The 20129-nt window shown below is 64.7% G+C and carries 22 protein-coding genes and 1 pseudogene; 12 read left to right on the top strand and 11 right to left on the bottom strand.

Annotation, left to right across the window (positions count from 1 at the left end; translation table 11 throughout):
- On the bottom strand, positions 1-2145 hold a 2145-nt coding region (gene acnA / locus Q0L57_RS21020; RefSeq protein WP_296744960.1), incomplete at its 3' end, for an aconitate hydratase AcnA.
- 283 nt (positions 2146-2428) lie between these two features.
- Here acnA and ccmA point away from each other — a divergent pair.
- From ccmA to Q0L57_RS21040, 4 genes are all read left to right on the top strand, one after another.
- Complete coding sequence (gene ccmA / locus Q0L57_RS21025; protein ID WP_296744961.1) at positions 2429-3031, top strand: heme ABC exporter ATP-binding protein CcmA; 603 nt, start codon at positions 2429-2431, stop codon at positions 3029-3031.
- A 193-nt stretch (positions 3032-3224) separates the two neighbouring features.
- Positions 3225-3890 carry a heme exporter protein CcmB gene (gene ccmB / locus Q0L57_RS21030; protein ID WP_296744962.1) on the top strand — a complete coding sequence of 222 codons (666 nt, stop codon included), beginning with the start codon at positions 3225-3227 and terminating at the stop codon, positions 3888-3890.
- Between the two features lie 122 nt (positions 3891-4012).
- On the top strand, positions 4013-4186 hold the full coding sequence (gene ccmD, locus Q0L57_RS21035) for a heme exporter protein CcmD (protein ID WP_296744963.1): 174 nt from the start codon (positions 4013-4015) through the stop codon (positions 4184-4186).
- A complete protein-coding gene (locus Q0L57_RS21040) occupies positions 4183-4761 on the top strand; it encodes a DsbE family thiol:disulfide interchange protein (RefSeq protein ID WP_296744964.1) in 579 nt (192 codons plus the stop codon). Before ccmD ends, Q0L57_RS21040 begins: the two co-directional genes overlap by 4 nt.
- 216 nt (positions 4762-4977) lie before the next feature.
- On the opposite strand, the gene Q0L57_RS21045 is transcribed toward Q0L57_RS21040, so the two are convergent.
- Positions 4978-5145, bottom strand: a complete 168-nt coding sequence (locus tag Q0L57_RS21045) for a hypothetical protein (protein WP_296744965.1) — start codon at positions 5143-5145, stop codon at positions 4978-4980.
- Between the two features lie 272 nt (positions 5146-5417).
- Here Q0L57_RS21045 and Q0L57_RS21050 point away from each other — a divergent pair, with 272 nt between their 5' ends.
- Positions 5418-6338, top strand: coding sequence for an SMP-30/gluconolactonase/LRE family protein (locus tag Q0L57_RS21050; RefSeq protein ID WP_296744966.1), 921 nt, complete (start codon positions 5418-5420; stop codon positions 6336-6338).
- A gap of 156 nt (positions 6339-6494) precedes the next feature.
- A complete protein-coding gene (locus Q0L57_RS21055; protein WP_296744967.1) occupies positions 6495-6701 on the top strand; it encodes a 4-oxalocrotonate tautomerase family protein in 207 nt (68 codons plus the stop codon).
- 224 nt (positions 6702-6925) lie between these two features.
- On the opposite strand, the gene Q0L57_RS21060 is transcribed toward Q0L57_RS21055, so the two are convergent.
- From Q0L57_RS21060 to Q0L57_RS21095, 8 genes are all read right to left on the bottom strand, one after another.
- Entirely contained in the window at positions 6926-7462 is a 537-nt protein-coding gene (locus Q0L57_RS21060; protein ID WP_296744968.1) for an NADPH-dependent FMN reductase, read from the bottom strand.
- Positions 7463-7498: 36 nt separating this feature from the next.
- Positions 7499-8119 (bottom strand): pyridoxamine 5'-phosphate oxidase family protein, encoded by a 621-nt coding sequence (locus Q0L57_RS21065; RefSeq protein WP_296744969.1) that lies wholly within the window; start codon positions 8117-8119, stop codon positions 7499-7501.
- Positions 8120-8138: 19 nt separating this feature from the next.
- On the bottom strand, positions 8139-8804 hold the full coding sequence (locus Q0L57_RS21070) for a septation protein A (RefSeq protein WP_296744970.1): 666 nt from the start codon (positions 8802-8804) through the stop codon (positions 8139-8141).
- Between the two features lie 42 nt (positions 8805-8846).
- Positions 8847-10676, bottom strand: coding sequence for a signal recognition particle-docking protein FtsY (gene ftsY / locus Q0L57_RS21075; protein ID WP_296744971.1), 1830 nt, complete (start codon positions 10674-10676; stop codon positions 8847-8849).
- A 13-nt stretch (positions 10677-10689) separates the two neighbouring features.
- Positions 10690-11994 (bottom strand): tRNA (N(6)-L-threonylcarbamoyladenosine(37)-C(2))-methylthiotransferase MtaB, encoded by a 1305-nt coding sequence (mtaB, locus tag Q0L57_RS21080; RefSeq protein ID WP_296744972.1) that lies wholly within the window; start codon positions 11992-11994, stop codon positions 10690-10692.
- Positions 11994-12878, bottom strand: a complete 885-nt coding sequence (gene dapF / locus Q0L57_RS21085) for a diaminopimelate epimerase (RefSeq protein WP_296744973.1) — start codon at positions 12876-12878, stop codon at positions 11994-11996. The genes mtaB and dapF overlap by 1 nt, the downstream gene beginning before the upstream one ends.
- A 119-nt stretch (positions 12879-12997) precedes the next feature.
- Entirely contained in the window at positions 12998-13159 is a 162-nt protein-coding gene (locus Q0L57_RS21090) for a DUF1328 family protein (RefSeq protein WP_296744974.1), read from the bottom strand.
- A 63-nt stretch (positions 13160-13222) separates the two neighbouring features.
- Entirely contained in the window at positions 13223-14233 is a 1011-nt protein-coding gene (locus Q0L57_RS21095; RefSeq protein WP_296744975.1) for an MBL fold metallo-hydrolase, read from the bottom strand.
- Between the two features lie 161 nt (positions 14234-14394).
- Between Q0L57_RS21095 and Q0L57_RS21100 the strand changes: the two genes are divergently transcribed.
- The 4 genes and pseudogenes from Q0L57_RS21100 to Q0L57_RS21115 form a co-directional block, all read left to right on the top strand.
- Positions 14395-14802 carry a hypothetical protein gene (locus tag Q0L57_RS21100; protein WP_296744976.1) on the top strand — a complete coding sequence of 136 codons (408 nt, stop codon included), beginning with the start codon at positions 14395-14397 and terminating at the stop codon, positions 14800-14802.
- 198 nt (positions 14803-15000) lie between these two features.
- Entirely contained in the window at positions 15001-15540 is a 540-nt protein-coding gene (locus Q0L57_RS21105) for a protease inhibitor Inh/omp19 family protein (protein WP_296744977.1), read from the top strand.
- A gap of 65 nt (positions 15541-15605) precedes the next feature.
- Positions 15606-16817, top strand: a complete 1212-nt coding sequence (gene zapE / locus Q0L57_RS21110; protein ID WP_296744978.1) for a cell division protein ZapE — start codon at positions 15606-15608, stop codon at positions 16815-16817.
- Positions 16814-17581 (top strand): annotated as a pseudogene (locus tag Q0L57_RS21115) (ADP-ribosylglycohydrolase family protein); the annotation flags it as partial. The gene zapE and the pseudogene Q0L57_RS21115, both read left to right, overlap by 4 nt.
- 91 nt (positions 17582-17672) lie before the next feature.
- On the opposite strand, the gene Q0L57_RS21120 reads toward Q0L57_RS21115, so the two are convergent.
- On the bottom strand, positions 17673-18101 hold the full coding sequence (locus Q0L57_RS21120) for a GNAT family N-acetyltransferase (RefSeq protein WP_296744979.1): 429 nt from the start codon (positions 18099-18101) through the stop codon (positions 17673-17675).
- A 214-nt stretch (positions 18102-18315) separates the two neighbouring features.
- On the opposite strand from Q0L57_RS21120, the gene mdh reads away from it, so the two are divergent.
- Positions 18316-19284, top strand: coding sequence for a malate dehydrogenase (mdh, locus tag Q0L57_RS21125; RefSeq protein WP_296744980.1), 969 nt, complete (start codon positions 18316-18318; stop codon positions 19282-19284).
- Between the two features lie 42 nt (positions 19285-19326).
- On the top strand, positions 19327-20129 hold an 803-nt coding region (locus tag Q0L57_RS21130; RefSeq protein ID WP_296744981.1), incomplete at its 3' end, for a succinate--CoA ligase subunit beta.

The following is a 20129-nucleotide window of genomic DNA, read 5'->3' on the forward strand; positions in this document are numbered from 1 at the left end:
GTTGCCGCGCCGCGTGCCGTACTGATTGAAGTCGGCGACACCGACACCATGCTCGGTAAGGTACTTGCCGGCCGGGGAGGCCGCCTTGATCGAACCCGCGGGCGAGATGTGGTCGGTGGTGATCTTGTCGCCGAACAGGCCGAGCACGCGCGCGCCCTTGATGTCGCCGACCTTGCCGAAGGAGCGGCCCATGCCGGCGAAATAGGGCGGGTTCTGCACATAGGTCGAGTGATCGTCCCAGGCGTAGGTCTGGCCTTCCGGCGCCTTGACCTTCTGCCAGTACTCGTCGCCCTTGAAGACGTCGGCATATTTGCGGGCGAACAGCTCGCGTGTGACGTTCTTCTCGATGAATTCCTGGATCTCGGCCGAGCTTGGCCAGATGTCCTTGAGATAGACCGGCTTGCCGTCGCTGCCCTCGCCGAGCGGCTCGGTGGTGAGGTCCTTGGTCACCGTGCCGGCCAGCGCATGCGCCACCACCAGCGGCGGCGAGGCGAGATAGTTCGCCTGCACGTCGGGCGAGACGCGGCCTTCGAAGTTGCGGTTGCCGGAGAGCACCGCGGCAGCGATCAGGCCCTTGTCGTTGATGGTCTTGGAGATCGGCGCCGGCAGCGGTCCGGAATTGCCGATGCAAGTGGTGCAGCCGAAGCCGACGAGGTTGAAGCCGATCTGGTCGAGCTCCTTCTGCAGGCCGGACTTTTCCAGATACTCGGCGACCACCTGGCTTCCCGGCGCCAGCGAGGTCTTCACCCACGGCTTCTGCTTAAGGCCGACGCGGTTGGCGTTGCGAGCCAAGAGGCCGGCGCCGATCAGGACGCTCGGGTTCGAGGTATTGGTGCACGACGTGATAGCGGCAATGACGACGTCGCCATGGCCGAGGTCATGGGAGGTGCCTTCGACGTCATAGCGCTTCGAAATCTCGGCGGCCTTCTTGTACTCGGTCTCCATCGCCTTGGCGAAGCCGGCCGGGATGCCTTCCAGCGCCACGCGGCCCTCGGGACGCTTCGGGCCGGCCATCGACGGCACGACGTCGCCGAGATCGAGCTCGAGCAGGTCGGTGAAGACCGGATCGGCCGAGCCGGCGTCGCGCCACATGCCCTGTGCCTTCGAATAGGCCTCGACCAGCGCGATGCGGCTTTCCTCGCGGCCGGACATCGTCAGGTAGCGGATGGTTTCGCTATCGACCGGGAAGAAGCCGCAGGTGGCGCCATATTCCGGCGCCATGTTGCCGATGGTGGCGCGGTCGGCCAGCGTCATGTTGGAGAGGCCGGGACCGAAGAACTCGACGAACTTGCCGACGACGCCCTTCTTGCGCAGCATCTGGGTGACGGTGAGCACGAGGTCGGTGGCGGTGACGCCTTCCTTCAGCTTGCCGGTGAGGCGGAAGCCGATCACCTCCGGGAGCAGCATGGAGACCGGCTGGCCGAGCATGGCCGCCTCCGCCTCGATGCCGCCGACGCCCCAGCCGAGCACGCCGAGGCCGTTGATCATGGTGGTGTGCGAATCGGTGCCGACGCAGGTGTCGGGATAAGCGGTCGTTTCGCCGTCCTCGGCATTGGTCCACACCACCTGTCCGAGATACTCGAGGTTGACCTGGTGGCAGATACCGGTGCCTGGCGGCACGACGCGGAAGTTGCGGAAGGCCTGCTGGCCCCATTTCAGGAACTTGTAGCGCTCTTCGTTGCGCTCATATTCGAGCTCGACATTGCGGGCGAAGGCCATCGGCGTGCCGAACTCGTCGACGATGACGGAGTGGTCGATGACGAGATCGACCGGCACAAGCGGATTGATCTTTTCCGGATCGCCGCCGAGCGCCTTGATGCCGTCGCGCATGGCGGCGAGGTCGACCACGGCCGGAACGCCGGTGAAGTCCTGCATCAGCACGCGCGCCGGGCGATAGGCGATCTCGACGCCGGCGGTACCCTTGTCGGTCAGCCAGGCGGCCACCGCCTGGATCGATTCCTTGGTGACGGAGCGGCCGTCTTCGTTGCGCAGCAGGTTCTCCAGCAGCACCTTCATCGAATAGGGCAACCTGGCGATACCGCTGAGGCCGTTCTTTTCGGCCTCGGCGAGGTCGAAATAGACATAGTCCGCGCCACCCACGGTCAGGGTGCGGCGGCAGTTGAAACTATCGAGGGATTTCGTCACGGCGATCCGTCCTTGTCTGTTCAGCCTGAAAGGGAACGGACGCCGTTGGCATGCAATCACGCGCAAAGGTGCGGGTACGGCCATTTCCGCTGTCCGCTCCCAAGCAACCCGAGCCGTTCAAGGCGGCGCGTGCGCTGGTTCGGCGCTAATACTGTTCCCGCGCCGACCGCTGGCACGGATGCACCGCATATAGAGAATTTCCCGGAATAGTTCTAGACAGTCGAAAGACGAATTTGCGTGAGGCGGCGACGGCCGCGAAACGGTGCTTCTGGGACGGGCAGGCATGCGGCTGATCGCCGAAAATCTGGGCGGCGAGCGCGGCGGCGAGACGGTCTTTTCCGGGATCGGCTTCACACTCGAAAAGGGCGAGGCATTGATCGTCACCGGGCCGAACGGCTCGGGCAAGTCGACGCTGCTGAGGGTCGTTGCCGGCCTGTTGCCGGCGGCCGAGGGCCGGGTGCGGGTCGAAGACGGCGGCGATGATTTTCCCTCGGTCGCTTCGGCCTCTCATTATCTCGGCCATCTCAACGCGATGAAGACGGCGCTCAGCGTCGAGGAGAACCTGGGTTTCTGGCGCGCCTTTCAGGGCGAGCAGGGCTCGAGCGTGGATGAGGCGCTGGAGACGGTCGGGCTTGGTGGAATTGGCCATCTGCCCTTCGGCTATCTCTCGACCGGGCAGCGGCGGCGGGCTTCGATCGCCAAGCTTCTGGTCAGCCGGCGGCCGGTGTGGCTGCTCGACGAACCGACGGCTGGATTGGACAAAGCGTCGGAGGAGAGGTTCGCGGAATTGATGCGGGGGCATTTGCGGGACGGAGGGATCGTCGTTGCCGCGACGCATCTGCCGTTGGGGCTGGAAGGGACAAAGGCATTGAGGATGGGGAATTGATGTCGGCGCGAGGCACCCCCCTCTGCCCTGCCGGGCATCTCCCCCTCAAGGGGGGAAATCAGCTGTTCCGGCGCTCCGCGAACCTTTCAACGTTGGAGATTGGCGAAGGCCGGCGTGACATTCAATCTCCACCCTTGAGGGGGAGATGCCCGGCAGGGCAGAGGGGGGTGCCTGGGCGCAGGCATCTCAAATCATGCTAGCCCTCTTCCTCCGCGATATCCGCCTCTCGATCCGCGCCGGCGGCGGCGCGTTGATCGGCGTCATCTTCTTCCTTGCCGTGATCGTCACCATCCCCTTCGGCGTCGGCCCCGACCTCAATCTCCTGTCGCGCATCGGCCCAGCTATCCTTTGGATCGCGGCCCTGCTTGCCTGCCTGCTCGGGCTCGACCGGCTTTTCCAGGCCGACCGTGAGGATGGCTCGCTCGACCTGCTGGTGCTGAACAGCGACCGCCACATGCTGGCGCTGACGGTGTTGACGAAGTGCCTGGCGCACTGGACGGGCAGCGTGCTGCCGCTGGTGGTCGCGGCGCCCTTGCTCGGCCTGTTCATGAACATGCAGCCGGTTGCGATCGGCGCCACGGCGCTGACGCTGCTTGTCGGCACGCCGGCCATCACCTTCATCGGCGCGGCGGGCGCGGCCGTCGCGGTGGCGCTGCCGCGCGGCGGGCTGCTGATCTCGGTGCTGGTGCTGCCGCTCACCATTCCGGTGCTGATCTTCGGCGTATCGGCCAGCTACGGCGCGGTGGCCGATCCGGCGCCGTTCCTGCAGCCGTTCCTCATTCTTGCCGCGCTGACGTTGTTTCTTGCCGTGCTTGGGCCGCTCGCGGCGGCGCTGGCGCTGCGACACGGGACGGATTGAGGCGCACGGAACGTTTTCTGCTGCGACGTGGCGGCTGATTGCGCGAGCAAGGACGCATGTTTAAGGGAAGGCATGATCGAACGAACCGGCACGAGATCCGCTGAAGGCCGCAGGGAGCGAGTATGAGCGCGCACGCCCTGTTCGTCACTGCCGCCTATACGATAACGGCGATCGTTCTTGCCGGGCTGATCGGCTGGATCCTGCTCGACCAGCGGGCGCGCAAACGCCAGCTTGCCGCCCTTGAGGCAGCCGGTGTGCGGCGCCGCTCCGACAAGACCGGGGCGTCAAAACAGTGAGCATGGAAACCGAAACGCCGGCGCCGCGCCGCCGCCTGTTCGTGCTTCTGCCGTTGCTGGTGTTCCTGGGGCTGGCCGGGCTGTTCCTGTCACAGCTTCTGTCCGGGCGCGACGCCTCGGAAATCCCCTCGGCCCTGATCGGGCTGCCGGCGCCGCAGACCAACCTGCCGCCGCTCGAAGGGATGAATCTGCCGGGGCTCGATTCCAAGGCCTTCGCCGGCAAGGTGACGCTGGTCAACGTCTTTGCGTCATGGTGCGCGCCGTGCCGCGAAGAGCATCCGGTGCTCCTGGCGCTGTCGCAGGACAAGCGCTTCACGTTCGCCGCGCTGAACTACAAGGACCAGCCGGAAAACGCCCGCCGCTTCCTTGGCGACCTCGGCAATCCGTTCCAGGCCATCGGCGTCGACCCGGCCGGTCGCACGGCGATCGACTGGGGCGTCTATGGCGTGCCGGAAACGTTCGTCATCGGCAAGGACGGCAAGATCGCCTACAAGCATGTCGGGCCGCTGACGCCGGAGTCGGCGCGGGATGCGCTGTTGCCGCAGATCGAGAAGGCGCTGGCGGCGCCGGGCTAGGCGTCCCCCAGCGTCGTCATTCTAGGGCGAAGCAAGGAGCGAAGCGACGCGGCGCAGACCCTAGAATCCATTCCGTGACGCTGATCGTAGAACACTGCGGTCCAAGATAAGTGCCTGTGCAGCGCTTTCTTCATCGCCGCGACGCTCGAAAGTCACGGAATGGATTCTTGGGTCAAGCCCGAGAATGACGAAGTGGCCGGACGATCGGCCTATCGTTCAGCCGTAGATCTGCTTGTGGACCTGGTAGAGCATTTCGGAACGGTCGGCGCGCAGATCGGCGAGATCGCGGCTCGACAGGTTCTCGATTTCGGCGACGAGGCGGTTGTAGTGACGGCGCTTGGCCATGCTGGTGCGCGCGCGGGTGACAAGATTGTCGAAGATCATGACGAGGTTCCTTTCATGCCGCATTGGCGCGGCGGGTTGTTCCTCCCTCATCGATTGCCAGCATGACATAGGAATGGTGCGTCGCAAAAGAAAGATGTTGCAATGCACCATTGCAATGAGCGCATAGCCGGTTAATGCCGGACTAATGAGCCATGCGCTGGAGCCCGGCGAATCGTCTCCTCGGTTTTGTCTTACAATTGTAGTCCTGCCGCTTGCCAGATCGATCCCGGGCTGGCTTGATCCATCCGTCACGTGATGCCGGGAGGAAAAGCATGGCGGCCGCCGACTATTACGAAGTTCTCGACCCGCGCTTCGCGCGGCTGTTCAACGGCAGCGCGCAGGTCGAAAAACTGTTCACCGGATGCCGGTGGGCTGAGGGTCCGGCCTGGTTCGCCGCCGGCCGCTACGTCGTGTGGTCCGACATCCCCAACAACCGCATGCTGCGTTACGACGAGACCGACGGCAGCGTCAGCGTCTTCCGCCAGCCGTCCGGCAACTCCAACGGCAACACGGTCGACCGGCAGGGCCGGCTGGTGACATGCGAGCATTCCGGCCGCCGCGTCAGCCGCACCGAGCATGACGGCTCGATCACCACCATTGCCGACAAATGGAAGGGCAAACGGCTGAACTCGCCTAACGATGTCGTGGTGAGGTCCGACGGCTCGATCTGGTTCACCGATCCGAGCTACGGCATCGACACCGACTATGAAGGTGACAAGGCCGAGAGCGAGATCGGCAATTGCAACGTCTATCGCGTCGACCCGGACACCGGCGATGTCGAGGCCGTCATCACCGACATGGTCAGGCCGAACGGGCTCGCCTTCTCGCTCGACGAAAGCCTGCTCTATGTCGTCGACACCGGCCGCACGCATGGCGAGAAGAACCCAGCACACATGCGCGTCTTCAATGTCGGCAAGCACGGCAAGAAGGTTTCCGGGGGCAAGGTCTTCGCCGACTGCACGGCAGGCCTGTTCGACGGCTTCCGGCTTGATTCCGACGGCCGCATCTGGACCAGCGCCGAAGACGGCATCCATTGCTACGATCCCGACGGCACGCTGATCGGCAAGGTGAAAGTGCCGGAAGTGACTGCCAATTGCGTCTTCGGCGGCAACAAGCTGAACTGCCTCTACATCGCCGGCACCACGTCGCTCTATATGGTCAGGCTGATGGTGAACGGAGCCAAGACCTATTGAAGCTGCTCAGCGCGCTTCTTTGGCCATTCCTGGCCTTTCTGCGCATCCCCGCGGTGCCCGCCGCGCTGCGGTTTCCCCAACCGCCATCGGGTCCGCCAGAGCGGATTGCCAGGCATTCGCCAGATGCCGACCGACAGAACTCCAAGGGAGGACATCATGCCATTCGTCAACATCCGCATCGTCAAGGAAGTGATCGCCGCCGATCCGGCCGGCAAGAAGGCTGATATCGCGAAGAAGGTGACCGCAGCCATTATGGAGGCCACCGGGCTCGGCAATGACGATGTCTGGGTGGTCTTCGAGGAGGTCAACGCCCGCGACTGGTATGTCGGCAGGACCGATGTCGAGACGCTGCGGAAGGGGTAGCTTCGCCGCAGGCTGGAACGTTGCGAGAGGTCGGCGGGACAGCGCCCCCCTCTGTCCTGCCGGACATCTCCCCCACAAGGGGGGAGATCAGATGTCGCCCTGCTTTTCGCCAATTACCAACGTCGCAGGAAGAGCGCCGGCGGCGAAACCGCCAATCTCCCCACTCGTGGGGGAGATGCCCGGCAGGGCAGAGGGGGGCGCCGTAGGATCGCGACGGAAGCGTGTTATCGCTCATCACCTATAAACTCCGCAAAACCCAACACCGCCTCACGCATCGCCTGACGGTTCGCATCCTCGCTCAGGATAGCCTCCACCTCAGCTGGCTTCCTCCCCAGCAGCGCGATCTCCACCACCCTGTCCTCATACATCGCAAACGACATCGTCCGCATGATCTCGGCGAGCGCCGCCCGGGCGTAGAGCGAGCGCGGCGAGGCGTGGACGAGCATTGCCGGCTTGCCGACCGCGGCGTCGCGCGACACCAGCCAGTCGAGCGCGTTCTTCATGCCGCCCGGAACGCCATGCGCATATTCTGGACAAGAGACGATGATGCCGTCGGCGCGGGTGACGGCGTCGATCAGGCGGGCGGCTTCGGTTGGCGTGCGCTCGCCTTCGTCATCGGGGTTGAAGATCGGCAACCGGCCAAGGCCATCATAGATAGTGACGCGGCAATCCGCCGGCGCGTTGGCGGCTAGCGCTTCGAGCAGGGCCGAGTTGGTCGAGGCGGCGCGCAGGCTGCCGGAAATGGCGAGGATTTCGATCAAGGGAGTTTCGACGGAGCGGTGAGTCGTCGCCGCAGCCTACCACAAGGTCTGGCGGTAATCCTCGTCCAGCTCGCGGTCGATCTCGCCTGCGCTTTCGGCCAGCGCCAGCTGGTCGCGGATGATCTGGCCGAGCGTCGGCAAGGTCGCACGATCGTACCAGGTGTCGGGCTTCCAGAGATCGGAGCGCATGAAGGCCTTGGCGCAATGCATGTAGGCGGCCTTCACCGACACCACGATGATGCTCGGCGGTTCCTTGCCATCCACGGCCAAACGCTCGCGCAGGCTAGCATCCGCGGTGATACGCGCATCGCCGTTGACGCGCAGCGTCTCGTTCATGCCGGGAATCAGGAAGAGCAGACCGACCGATGGGTTGCGGATGATGTTTTCCAGCGTGTCCAGCCGGTTGTTGCCGGGACGATCGGGGATGGCGATGGTGCTGTTGTCGAGGATGGCGGTGAAGCCGGGCCGGTCGCCCTTGGGAGTGACGTCGGAATTGCCGGCGCCGTCGGAGGAGCCGATCAGCACGAACGGGCTCTTGGCGATGAAGGAGCGGCAATGGCCGTCGAGCGTCTTCAGCTCCTTGCGGATGGAGCCGTCGGTCGGTCGGGGGGTCTTGTAGATCGTCCTCAACTCGTCATGCGTGGCGAGGAATTCCATTACGACCCCCTTTTTGGTCCTACTTGCCGGCGGTTTCTTCCTTGGCCTTATCCTCCAGCGAGTGGCGCATGATCAGCGGCATCTGGCTGAAGGTGAAAAGCAGCGTGATCGGCATGATGCCCCAGACCTTGAAGGTAACCCAGGCGTCAGTCGAGAAATTCCGCCAGACCACTTCGTTGACGATGGCCAGGAACAGGAAGAACAGGCCCCAGCGGAAGGTGAGCTTCCTCCAGCCCTCCGCATCGAGGCTGAAGGCGGAGTCGAAGACGTAGCCGAGCAGCGACTTGCCGAACAGAAGCCCGCCAAGCAGCACGCCGCCGAACAGCGTGTTGACGATGGTCGGCTTCATCTTGATGAAGATGTCGTCCTGCAGGTAGAGCGTCAGCGCGCCGAAGATCAGGACGACGACGCCCGACACCAGCGGCATGATCGGCAAGGTGCGGGTCAGCGCCCAGGAGGCGACCAGCGCCAGCGCGGTGGCCGCCATGAACAGGCCGGTGGCGACGAAGATCGGGCCGCCGAACTCACCCAGCACCGGAAACTTTTGCACCAGCCATTCGCCACGCGCATTGGCGAAGAAGAAGACCAGCAACGGGCCGAGCTCGAGCACGAGCTTGAGAAGCGGGTTGACGCCTTCCTTCTTGTGCTTTTGCGGGTCGGACGGGTCGCGTTCGAGGATGTTCATGAGGATCCTTGTTGCCCCAAAAGTCGGCGCTTTTGGGATTGTTCAGGCCACGCCGGCGATTGCTCTCGCGAATTCGCTGGCGGAAAATGGTTCGAGGTCGTCGACCTGTTCGCCGACGCCGATGAAATAGACCGGCAGTCTGTGCTTGGCGGCGATCGCAACCAGAATACCGCCGCGCGCCGTGCCGTCCAGCTTGGTCATCACCAGGCCGTTGACGCCGGCGACGTTGCGGAAGATCTCGACCTGGCTGAGCGCATTCTGGCCGGTGGTGGCGTCGACCGTCTGCAGCACCGTGTGCGGCGCTTCCGGGTCGAGCTTGCCGAGGACACGCACGATCTTTTCCAGCTCGGCCATCAGCTCGGTCTTGTTCTGCAGGCGGCCCGCCGTGTCGATGATCAGCACGTCGGAGCCGGCTTCCTTCGCTTTCTCGAAGGCGTCGTAGGCAAGACCGGCCGCATCGGCGCCGAGCTTGGTCGCGATCACCGGCGATTTCGTGCGCTCGCCCCAGATCTTCAGCTGCTCGATTGCGGCGGCGCGGAAGGTGTCGCCGGCCGCCAGCATCACCTTGAGGCCGCCGTCGGTCAGCTTCGCCGCCAGCTTGCCGATGGTCGTGGTCTTGCCGGTGCCGTTGACGCCGACGACCAGGATGACATGCGGCTTGTGGTTGAGATCGAGCTCGAGCGGTTTCGCAACCGGTGTCAGCACCTTCTCCACCTCCGCTGCCATGACGGCGCGGACTTCGGCATCGGAGACGTCCTTGCCGTAGCGGCTGGAGGCGAGCGAATCGGTGACACGGAGCGCGGTTTCGACGCCGAGATCGGCGCGGATGAGCACGTCTTCCAAATCCTGCAGCGTGTCTTCATCCAATTTGCGCTTGGTGAAGACGCCGGCAATGTTGCCGGTGAGTTCGCGCGAGGAACGGGCAAGCCCTTCGCGCATGCGCTGGAACCATGAGTGCCGCGCCGCCGGCTCCGGCGCCTTAACCGGCTCGGCTTTCTGCTCGACCTTTTTCGAAACCGTCACCTTGCCAGCGGAGGGTGTGGGTTTTGGCGGCGACGGCACGGCCTCCGGTTCCGGTGCGATCTCGGCATGGATCGGCTGCGGCTCGACGGGGGCGGGCTGTCGAATAGGGGGCGCGATTTCCGTGCCGGCCTCGGCGGATGGCGGCAGGTCTTCCGGAAGCTGGCGCTGCTCCTCATCCTCCTCCGGCGAAGGACGGGGAGAGGGGGGCGCCAGCGCTGGAGCCTCGTCCTTGTCCGCATGCGCGGAGAAGGTGCCGGCAGGCGAATGCGCCTCGGCGCCGGCTTCCGAGGATGGCTCCATGGAAGGCGCCTCGGTCGGCGGAACCTCGATCGGCGCCGGCGTCTCTGCCGGGACTTCGGCGGGCGGCGTCGGCGCTTCAGCCGGTGCCGGCTCAGGCTGCGGTTCCGGACGCGACGGCTCGATGTCTGGCTGAGCCGGCGGGGGCACTTCCCGCGGAGCAGGTTCGGGCGCGGGTGCCGGCTCAGGTTTGGCTGGCGGCTCGGGTACTTCCTCGGGCGCCGGCGGCTGGGGCTTCTCTGGCGCCGGTTGCGGCTCTTCGTCGGGCTTGGGCTCCGGCAGCGGTTCCGGCTCGGCGGGAACGGTCGGGGCAGGCTCGGGCTTCGGCTCTTCAGGCGGTGGGACGGGGGCAAGCTCGACAGCGGGCTCGCTTACCGGCGCGGCCTCCGCTACGGGCTGCTGCCCGGCGCGCGCCGGAACCTCCGCGGCTTCCGGCTTCAGCGCCTCCAGCGCGTCCCATTTGATCGGCGGCAGCGGGGCCGTCTCGTCGACACGCTCCTCGACGACCTCTTTCTTGCCGAACGAAAATATCTTCTTGAAAAAACCAGCCATGCGTCTCGCAGTCTCAGGCGGCTTGCGCGGCCAGCGGCGCCGCAAGCAGGCGGGCGCCGTCATGGCCGGTGATCTTGGCGTCGACGATCTCGCCGGGCATGCCGGTGTCGATCGCGGCCAGCGTGAACCCTTCGGTGCGGCCGAGCCCGTCGCGCTCGACCAGGATCGATTGCCGTGTGCCGGGAAGCGACGACAAATGAAGGCGATAGGCGGCTTCGCCAGCGGCGCGCAGCCTCGCGGCGCGCGCCTTCACCACCTCGCGGCCGACCTGCGGCATGCGCGCGGCGGGCGTGCCCTCGCGTGGCGAGAACGGGAAGACGTGGAGATGCGTCAGGCCGCATTCCTCGACGATTTTCTCCGAATTCTCGAACATCGCCTCGGTCTCGGTCGGAAAGCCGGCAATGATGTCGGCGCCAAAGACGATGCCTGGACGCAGCTTGCGCACGTCCTCGCAGAAGCGGATCGACTGGTCGCGCAGATGTCGACGCTTCATGCGCTTCAGGATCATGTCGTCGCCCGATTGCAACGACAGATGCAGATGCGGCATCAGCCTCGGTTCGGTGGCGATCGCGTCGAGCAAGTCGTCGTCTGCCTCGATGGAATCGATCGAGGAGAGCCTGAGCCGCTTCACGTCGGGCACCTGGCGCAGGATGGTCTTCACCAGCTTGCCAAGCTTCGGACTGCCCGGCAGGTCGGCGCCGAAGCTGGTCATGTCGACGCCGGTCAGAACGATCTCGGCATAGCCGTTGCCCGCCAGCCGCTTCACCTGCTCGACCACGGCGCCCATCGGCACCGAGCGCGAATTGCCGCGTCCGTAAGGAATGATGCAGAAGGTGCAGCGATGGTCGCAGCCATTCTGCACCTGCACGAAGGCGCGCGCCCGGCCCTCGATGGCGTCGACCATGTGGCTTGCCGTCTCGCGCACCGAAAAAATGTCGTTGACGCGGGCCTTCTCGGTGTCGTTGACGCCGAAATCGGGAAGCGCGCGGTAGGAGTTCGCCTTCAGCTTCTCCTCATTGCCGAGCACGAGATCGACCTCGTCCATGGCGGCGAAGTTCTGCGGCTCGGTCTGCGCGGCGCAACCGGTGACGATGATGCGCGCTTGCGGGTTCTCGCGGCGGGCCTTGCGGATAGCCTGCTTGGCCTGGCGCACGGCTTCGCCGGTGACGGCGCATGTGTTGAAGATGACGGCTCCGCCTGCCAGCGTGCCGAGGCCGGCGCTTTCGGCCTCGCGGCGCATCACTTCCGATTCATAAGTGTTGAGACGACAGCCGAAGGTGACGACGTCGATGCCCTTGGAGTTGGCAGGGGCGGACATCAGGCAGCGCTTTCGGTGTCGCGGGCCCAGGTGCCGGTCGAAGGGTCGAAGCTGCCGGAAAATTCCCACTCGGCCGCGCCCGTCAGGATGACGTGGTCATCGTCGCGCCACTCGACATGCAGCTCGCCGCCGCCGGGCGTGACCAGGGAAACGCTGCGGCCGGTGCGCTTGGTGCGCGCTGCCGCCACCACAGCGGCGCATGCCGCCGAGCCGCAGGCCTTGGTAAGGCCGGCGCCGCGCTCCCAGGTGCGGACCACCATGGTTTCAGGCGAGGTCACCTGCGCGATGGTGATGTTGGCCCGCTCGGGAAAGATCGGGTGGTTTTCGAGCAAGGGGCCGAAGCGGTCCAGTTCGTAGGACCAGACGTCGTGGTCGACCCAGAAAATGGCGTGCGGATTGCCCATCGAGACAGCCGAAGGCGAATGCAGCACCGGCGCGTCGATCGGGCCGATCTGCAGCTCGATCATACGGGTGTCGCGGAACTCCTCGGCGAGCGGGATCTCCTGCCAGCCGAAGCGCGGCTTGCCCATGTCGACGGAGATCAAGCCGTCGGCATGTTCCTCGGCATTGAGGATGCCGGCGCGGGTCTCGAAGGTGAAGCTCTTCAGGCCGGTCTCGGACGCCAGCGCCTGCACGACGCAGCGCATGCCGTTGCCGCAAGCCTGCGCGCCTGAGCCATCGGAGTTCAGGATGTCGACGTAATAGGCGGTGCCGGGTGTCCTTGCGTCATGGATCGCCATGATCTGGTCGAACTTTGTCGCGGCGTCGGCATTGAGCGCGATCGCGGCCGTCGGCGTCACCCTGTCGGCACGGCTACGCATATCGGCAACGATGATCTCGTTGCCGATGCCATTCATCTTGGCGAAGGGAGCGGTTCCTGCCATCTAGCCGGTCATTTCTTATCCGTTTGGCGCTATATGGCGGAAACGGGCGGGAATTACCAGTCCGGCGCCTTGGCCGCGACGAAGACGCCGCGCCGCGACGACCGGAGGTCGCGCCGCGCCTAGGTTACCGCGAACACGCCGAGCACGATCAGTAGGAAGACGACTAGAACCACGCCGATGAGGAGGCGCGCGCCGGTTGCGGCGGCTCCGGCCAACGCCGGCATGCCGAGTAGGCTCGCCGCCGCGGCGACGATCAGAAGGATGATGATCCACTTGATCATAAGAGGCTCCAGGCGAAATTTGCGTTGTGGGACCAACGCGGTTGCCCGGCTTGGGTTCCTCCGTCAGGTGGCGGGCACGTCCCAAACCTCGCCCGGGCGCATGGCACGGAACCGCTCCGGCTGCACGTCTTCGACCGCGAGCGCTTCCTCCAGCTTCATGGCCGGTTCGTCGATCGGCTCGTCGGTAAGCTGGAAGGTGCCCCAATGGCAGCCGGCGGCATGGGCGGCGTTGCAAAGCTTCATGCCTTGCACGGCTTCCTCGGGGTTCTGATGCTGGGGCGCCATGAACCAGCGTGGCTCATAGGCACCGATCGGCAGGATGGCGAGGCGGAAGCCGCCGTGTTTTTCAGCCATCAAGCGGTAGTTGATGCCGTCATGGAAACCGGTGTCACCGGCGAAGTAGATCTTGCCGCCGGCTGCCTCGATGACGAAGCCAGCCCACAGCGCCATGCGCCGGTCGCGCGAGCCGCGCGCCGACCAGTGATGCGCCGGCTCGACATGGATGGCCGTGCCTTTGCCGGCATCGATCCTGTCGCCCCAGTCATGCGCGCCGAGCCGCATGCCGGGCACCGCGCGGCCGACAATGGCATCGTTGCCGAGCGGTGTGATCACCAGCGGGTCGTGGCTTTCCTTCAGCCGTTTCAGTGTGGCGAGGTCGAGATGGTCGTAGTGATTGTGGCTGACCAGGACGAGGTCGATACGCGGCAGGTCGACAAAGGCGATGCCCGGCGCGTTGACCCGCTTCGGCCCGGCGAAGGTGAATGGCGAGGAGCGCTCCGACCAGACCGGGTCGGTGAGGATGTTCAGTCCGGCGGTCTGGATGAGCAGCGAGGCATGGCCAACCATTGTGAGCCGCAGCGCCTCGCCTTCAATCCTCGCGTCAGGCTTTGCCTGCGGATAGGGGCTCGGCCATGTCGCGGGCCATTTCGCGCGCCCGCCGCCGAATTGCCATTTCAGCAGATCGGCGAAGCGCGCGGGTGGCCTGCCGTCGGGATTGAAAAAGAGCGCGCCGTCGAAATGGTCGCTGGGCGGGCCGCTGTAATAGCGGTTCGCGGGACTCTTTTTCGCGGCCATCTTTTCTCCCGCCGTCTATTCCCTCTCCCTGAAATAAGGACACGGTTGCCTGGTGCAAGCATTTCGCTCGCGAATACCAAGGGTCTTCAAAGTTCCTCGGCTAGGATCGCACCAAGGTCGATCGGGGGAATCCTTTGAAGAAGCGCACCAAGACACCTTGGATGAAAGCCGACGACTTCGGCCGCTCGCTGCCGCGTGGGTTGGGAGTCAACCTGCTCGTGACCGACATGGCGGCGATGGAGGCCTTCTGCCGCGACGTGCTCGGCGCCCGCATCATCTATGCCGATGAGGATTTCGCGGCGATCGAACTTCTCGGCTCGGTGTTCATGCTGCATGCCGATCATTCCTATCTCGACAATCCGATGACCGGCGTCATTTTCGGTGTGGACACCCGCGGCGCCGGCATCGAACTGCGCCTTTACGGCGCCGACCCAGACTCGATCGAGAAAAAGGCGGCCGCCTTGGGGCACGTCGTGCTCGCCGGCGCCATCGACAAGCCGCATGGGCTCCGCGAATGCCATATCGTTGGTCCAGACGGCTATGTCTTCGTGCCGAGCGTCCCGCTATAAGTCTTTAATATCAATAAATTAGCTGGCCGGAAGAGCGGTCAGCCCGAGCGGCGGGCGCTTCTGCGATAAATTTGCAACAGCAGCATCGAAAACCCTATTTTAACCATATCAGGTTGAAATTCTGCCACCTTCGCCATCTTGGTGAAGCGAACATTACGCGGAGGGCTTCCCCCCGGCCCGCTCCGACGGAGGTTTGGAATGCATTTTTCGAAGACCGGTCTTGTGGCCGTATCGCTGGCCGCGCTCGTTGCGAGCGGCTGCTCGACGTCGCGCTTCTCGTCGATGGACGATCAGCAGCCGGCGCCGCTCACGCCGGCGCCCTCCGGCACGGTGACGCAAAACCAGCTGCCGCCGCCCGCCGCCCCGGGCACAACCGACCCGTCGCAGTTCCCCACCGCGCCGAAGAACAACCAGGTTGCCTCGTTGCCCACCGACGGTTCGGCGCCCGCCGGCGCCAGCGACCTCACGGCGGCCAGCGTCGCCGGCGTGTGGAACGTCAATGTCGGCGGCCAGAGCTGCAAGGTGGCGACGCCGCAGACCAAGTTCGGCGCCGGGTATCGCGCCGGGCCGCTGCATTGCCCCGCCCCAATCGACGGCATCAAGTCGTGGAACGTCGCCGGCAAGCAGCTGACGCTTTACGACGAAAACGGCGGCACGCTGGCCCGGCTCTATTCGTCGGGCGGTGAAAAGTTCGACGGCCAGACTTCCAACGGCCAGGCGATCGCGCTTACAAGGTAAGGCGAAACCGCCCTTTGTTGACGCAATTCCGGCTCCCCGGAACTGCCCTGGAACGAACGTGACCGATGCATCTGCGTGACGGCCTCCAAACCCATGCGACCGTCAGGCAGCGCTACGACCATCTGGTCGACACCGGCATGGTCGATCGCGATGCGGCGCAGGAGCGCATTGCCGCCGCGCTCGATCGACTGACCGACGAGATCTCGGCGAAGAGGCTGGCGAAGAAATCGAGCGCGCTGGGCTGGCTGTTCGCGCGCAAGCACCAGCCGAGCGAGGCGGTCAAGGGCCTCTACATCCATGGCGGCGTCGGGCGTGGCAAGACCATGCTGATGGACATGTTCTTCGAGCTGTTGCCGGTTCGGCGCAAGCGCCGCGTGCATTTCAACGACTTCATGGCCGATGTGCAGGACCGCATCCAGAAGCACAGGCAGGCGCGCAAGGAAGGGACGGTCAAGGAGGACGATCCGATCCCGCCGGTGGCCCGAGGGCTCGCCGAGCAAGCCTGGGTGCTGTGCTTCGACGAATTCTCCGTCACCGATATCGCCGATGCGATGATCCTGTCGCGACTGTTCTCGGCTCTGTTCGCCAATGGTGTGGTGCTGGTCGCCACCTCGAACGTGGCGCCGCAAGACCTTTATCGAGACGGGCTGAACCGGCAATTGTTCCTGCCGTTCATCTCGTTGCTCGAACGCAATGCGGACGTGATGACGCTGGATACCGAAAAGGATTACCGGCAGGAAAGGCTCAACCGCCTGCCGGTCTATGTCACGCCAGCAGACGAAGCCGCCGACCGCGCGCTGGACGATGCCTGGAAGGCGATGACGCATGGCAGGCCGGTCGCCGAGGTGACCCTGACGCTGAAGGGACGCCAGCTTGTCGTGCCGCGCGCGACCGGCGACGCGGCGCGGTTTTCCTTCGCCGACCTCTGCGAAAAGCCGCTCGGCGCGCGCGACTATCTGGCGATCGCCGGCCGCTTCTCGACCGTCTTCATCGACCATGTGCCCGTGCTCGGCGAGGGCAAGCGCAACGAGGCGAAGCGCTTCATCCTGCTGATCGATACGCTCTACGACCACCACATGCGGCTGGTGATGAGCGCTGCGGCGGACCCGTCCGGGCTCTACTCCGCCAGGCGCGGCACCGAAGTGTTCGAATTCGAGCGCACCGCCTCGCGTCTCATCGAAATGCAAAGCCGCGACTGGCTGGAAGGCTGGGCGGAACGGCGGAAGCTCATCCGGCCTGACCCTGACCAGCTGCGAGCCGACACCGCAGCGCAATGATCCCGGACATAAAGAAGGATCGTGCTGTCGGTGCCCTTGTCGGGCTGGCCGTTGGTGACGCAGTCGGCACGGCTCTGGAATTCGTTGCGCGGGACAGCCGCCCGCCACTCACCGACATGGTCGGCGGCGGACCTTTCGGACTGAAGCCTGGGGAGTGGACCGACGACACGTCGATGGCGCTCTGCCTGGCGGATTCCTTGATTGCCGACAGGGGCCAAGTTGTGCCGCGCCATCTGCTTGGTCATTTCGTAAACTGGTGGCGTCACGGGTTCAATTCCGTGACCGGGGAATGTTTCGACATTGGCGGCGCCACCCGCAACGCGCTGCGGAATTTCGAACTGCATGGCGCGGTTGAAAACAACCGGGAACGGCAGCACCAGGCCAACGGTTCAATAATGCGGCTGGCGCCTGTTGTGCTTTGTGCCCGATCGCAACATGCCGCAATCGCCCTTGCTCTGACCCAAGGCGGCACGACGCATTCTGCTCCTGTCCCTCAGCAATGCTGCCAAAAGCTGGCTGCCTATCTGTGGCAGACGATCGAGACCGGTGTGCTTCCAGGCGGCGTCGCGGCCAAGGCAGGTCTTGCGCGCCGGGACGTGTCGAGCAGCGGCCACGCGCCGGCGACGCTCGATGCCGCGTGCTGGTCCGTGGCCACGACCGGCGATTTCAGGTCAGCGGTCCTGAAGGCAGCCAACCTTGGCGACGATGCCGACACCGTGGGTGCTGTGACTGGCCAGCTAGCCGGCGCGCTGTACGGCTTGTCGGGAATCCCGGCCGACTGGCTGGAAAGGCTCGCCTGGCGGGACGACATCGTTTCGCAGCCGAGAAGCTATGGCTGCTTCGCTGAACGACGGCCTAAAGCCGATACACATACATCACGAAATGCTCGGCCAGCCCGTGCGGTTCCTTGCGCGTCTCATAGAGCGCCCGCGCCGGGAGATTGTCCGGCTCGGTGCCGACCCAGGCTTCCTCGCAGCCATGTTCGCGGCCGATCACGAACATGGCGTCGAGCATTTTTCGCGCGATGCCGTGACGCCGAAAGGCCGGCGCCACGCCGACTTCGTCGATGTAGAGCTCGCTCACCTTGTCTGGATGGCGGTGGATGACGGCGGCGCATTGGGCGACCACGATTTCGTCAATTATCGCCACGATCATGAAATGACCGGGCGAGGCAAGGTAGGCCGCGAGGCGCTCGGGACGGACGGGCTCGTCGAAGACTTCGTCGGCGAGGCGCATCACAAGGGCGTCATCGCCCGGATGTAGCCTTCTGATTTCGACGTTCATTGTGTAAATTCTCCTCAGTCGGCTCATAAACTTTGACGTTTACGTAAGTCCCAATGCATCTAACCGATTGAAAATGCTAGGCTCAAAATAACCGTTTGAATTTCATCCGCGCCGGAGCTATTGGGTGCGGCGAAATCTCGCGGTTTTTCGCATCCTTTTCGGCCTCCCCGGCCCCGTCACGGCACCGTCACAGACAAAGGGAAAACATCCTGACATGGCACGCAACAAGATAGCGCTCATCGGCTCTGGCATGATCGGCGGCACGCTCGCCCATATGGTCGGCCTGAAGGATCTCGGCGACGTGGTGCTGTTCGATATTGCCGAGGGCATCCCGCAGGGCAAGGGCCTCGACATCGCCCAGTCCTCGCCCGTCGACAAGTTCGACTCGCGACTTACCGGCGTCAACGACTATGCCGGCATCGAAGGCGCGGATGTGTGCATCGTCACCGCCGGCGTGCCGCGCAAGCCCGGCATGAGCCGCGACGACCTGCTCGGCATCAACCTCAAGGTCATGGAACAGGTCGGCGCGGGTCTCAAGAAATACGCCCCGAAGGCCTTCGTCATCTGCATCACCAACCCGCTCGACGCCATGGTCTGGGCGCTGCAGAAATTCTCCGGCCTGCCGACCAGCCATGTCGTCGGCATGGCCGGCGTGCTCGACAGCGCCCGCTTCCGCTACTTCCTGGCCGAGGAGTTCAAGGTTTCGGTCGAGGACGTCACCGCCTTCGTGCTCGGCGGCCACGGCGATTCCATGGTGCCGATGATCCGCTATTCGACGGTCGCCGGCATTCCGCTGCCCGACCTGGTCAAGATGGGTTGGACCTCGAAGGAAAAGCTCGACAAGATCGTCCAGCGCACCCGCGACGGCGGCGCCGAGATCGTCGGCCTGCTCAAGACCGGCTCGGCCTACTATGCGCCGGCGGCCTCCGCGATCGCCATGGCCGAGTCCTACCTCAAGGACAAGAAGCGCGTGCTGCCCTGCGCGGCGCACCTGTCGGGCCAGTATGGCGTCAAGGGAACCTATGTCGGCGTGCCGGTGGTGATCGGCGCCGGCGGCGTCGAACGCGTCATCGAGATCGACCTGTCGAAGTCGGAACAGAAGATGTTCGACTCCTCGGTGGCGGCCGTTCAGGGCCTGACCGACGCCTGCACCAAGATCGCCCCGCATCTCGCCGGCAAGTAAACTCGCCGGCAACCAATCGCCCCTCCCTCGGAGACCAAGCGCATGAACATCCATGAGTATCAGGCCAAGGCGCTGCTGAAGTCCTTCGGCGCGCCGGTCGCGGCGGGCGTGCCCGTGTTCAAGGCAAGCGAGGCGGAAGCCGCCGCCAAGGCATTGCCCGGCCCGCTCTATGTGGTGAAGAGCCAGATCCATGCCGGCGGCCGCGGCAAAGGCAAGTTCAAGGAACTCGGGCCTGACGCCAAGGGCGGCGTGCGGTTGGCGAAGTCGGCGGCCGAGGTGGTCGCCAACACCAACGAGATGCTCGGCCACACGCTGGTCACCAAGCAGACCGGGCCCGCGGGCAAGCAGGTCAACCGTCTCTATATCGAGGACGGCGCCGACATCGAGCGCGAGCTCTATCTGTCGATCCTGGTCGACCGCTCGGTCGGCCGCATCGCCTTCGTCGTCTCGACCGAAGGCGGCATGGACATCGAGACGGTCGCGCATGACACGCCGGAAAAGATCGTCACCGTTGCCATCGATCCGGAAAAGGGCGTGACGGCCGATGACGTCAAGAAGCTCAACGGCGCGCTGAAGCTCGACGGCGACGCGGCCAGGGACGGCGGCACGCTGTTCCCGATCCTCTACATGGCCTTCGTCGAGAAGGACATGAGCCTGCTCGAGGTCAACCCGCTGATCGTGATGAAGAACGGCCACCTGCGCGTCCTCGACGCAAAAGTGTCGTTCGACAACAACGCTCTCTTCCGCCACCCGGACGTGGTCGAGCTACGCGACACCACTGAAGAGGACGAGAAGGAGATCGAGGCGTCGAAATACGACCTCGCCTATGTCGCGCTCGACGGCAA

This window comes from Mesorhizobium sp., from assembly GCF_024509055.1.
GTDB lineage: Bacteria > Pseudomonadota > Alphaproteobacteria > Rhizobiales > Rhizobiaceae > Mesorhizobium.